A 1,291-nucleotide genomic window follows, 5' to 3' on the forward strand; every position below is an offset into this window, starting at 1 on the left:
GTTTCTCCTATGTCAAGTCGCTGCCGTTTGGCAAGGCTGTGTTCGGGTGTGGTGGTCGGTGTGGAGGTGGCCGAAGACGACTCTGGCGAGGCGGCGTTTGAGGCAGCGTAGAGCTTCGGTGGTGGAGTCGCCGGTGGTCAGCCGGTTGCGGTAGTAGGCCTGTCCGAGGCCGTCGAGGCGTATCTGGGTGACCGCGATGCGGTGCAGGGCGGCGTTGAGTTGACGATTGCCGCTGCGGGTCATCCGGACCCGGCCGGCGGTGTTGCCTGACCACACCGGGATGGGGGCCACGCCGCTGTGGCGGGCGAACGCCGCTTCGTTTTTGAAGCGGGTGACTCCGGCGGTTTCGCCGATGATCTTGGCCGCGGTGAGCTCGGCGCAGCCGGGCATGGCCAGCAGTGCCGGAGCAATTGTGCGGACACGCTCACCGATGCGTTTGGCCAAGGCGTTGATGGCTTCGGTGAGGCGGGTGATGTCGGCTAACTCCTCGCGGGCCAGCTCGGCGACCAAACCGGGCTGGGTGGCCAACCAGTCACCGAGCATCCGGCGGTGTTTGGTCAGATCCAGCGACCCCTGTTTCGGCGCCCGGCCAGGATCTAGTTCGTGCACTCTCCACAGCAACCGGTTAATTGTCGAAGTACGTTGCCCCACAAGGTCTTCACGCCGGTCCACCAGCAGCTTGAGCTCCCGCGACACCTCGTCGTGGGAGGCCACCGGAAGATCGGGCTCACGCAGATAAGCCCGTGCGACAGCCAGCGCGTCGATCGGATCAGACTTGCCCCGCGTGCGCGCCGAGGCCCGGGCGTGAGCCATCAACTTCGGCGGAACCCGCACCACCTTCTGATTGGCCGAGAGCAGATCGCGCTCGAGTCGCGCTGACAAGTGTCGGCAATCCTCGATCGCCCACACCAGCTCGACACCAAACGCAGTGCGAGCCCACCGGATCGCCTGGCGATGACCTACCGAAGTGGCCTCAACGACCTTCTCGCCCAGCTTCTTACCGACCCCGTCCACGGCAACAAACGTGTGCGTGCGCTTGTGGACATCGGCCCCAACAACAACCATGGAGGTTGCCTCCTTCACTGTGAGGTGACGGTTGGGCCGGTCGGCGGACACATCTCAGTCGGGGGCGATGCCACGCTCCTATCAAGTCACGCCGGCCGGTCCTTCACACCTGATGCCGACAAAACGCATGAACGCCAACCCGAGGGCGGCAACGACGCTACGAGCCAGACACCAGGTGATCAGGATCCAACCACCGCAACAAGCGGCAACCCCACCCTGACACTGA

1 protein-coding gene is annotated in these 1,291 nt (G+C 64.7%); it reads right to left on the reverse strand.

Annotated features, from left to right (window positions below; all coding sequences use genetic code 11):
* Positions 1-12 precede the first annotated feature (12 nt).
* The gene (locus tag AWC25_RS00685; protein WP_198166771.1) at positions 13-1,083 is read right to left on the reverse strand and encodes an IS110 family RNA-guided transposase; all 1,071 of its coding nucleotides are present in this window, start codon (positions 1,081-1,083) and stop codon (positions 13-15) included.
* Between the last annotated feature and the right edge of the window lie 208 nt (positions 1,084-1,291).

It is taken from the genome of Mycobacterium sherrisii, from assembly GCF_002102355.1.
Lineage (GTDB): Bacteria > Actinomycetota > Actinomycetes > Mycobacteriales > Mycobacteriaceae > Mycobacterium > Mycobacterium sherrisii.